The sequence below is a fragment of the Sphingomonas sp. 10B4 genome, assembly GCF_035019905.1.
GTDB lineage: Bacteria > Pseudomonadota > Alphaproteobacteria > Sphingomonadales > Sphingomonadaceae > Sphingomonas > Sphingomonas glacialis.
Genome location: NZ_JASJVC010000292.1, coordinates 1 through 277, shown reverse-complemented (window position 1 = coordinate 277; position 277 = coordinate 1). Strand labels below are relative to the sequence as shown.

Annotated in this window: 1 protein-coding gene; it reads left to right on the top strand. The window is 56.3% G+C overall.

What is annotated here, in order from left to right; all coding sequences use genetic code 11:
* On the top strand, positions 1–273 hold a 273-nt coding region (locus QN347_RS19865; protein ID WP_323494406.1), incomplete at its 5' end, for a hypothetical protein.
* Between the last annotated feature and the right edge of the window lie 4 nt (positions 274–277).

The following is a 277-nucleotide window of genomic DNA, read 5'->3' as shown; positions in this document are numbered from 1 at the left end:
CACTACCCGTTCGCCACTACGCTCATCAATGACATCATAGCCAGTCAGCGCTACCCTGCCCTCAGCTTGGTCGATACCGGTCTGGCAGTCGCCTTACAATTGCAACGATTACTACAACAAACTGGTCTCGCCGCTACCAAGCCCCCCCCGACAGCACCGCTGCGCGCGTATACCAGCGCAGACTGCCAAGCATTCGAGCAAGCCTTGCTACGCTTATTGAAAATCGCTGCCCCTGAGGTTCGTGTTGCGCCGCTGAATTTAGGTATGAGCTAGGAGC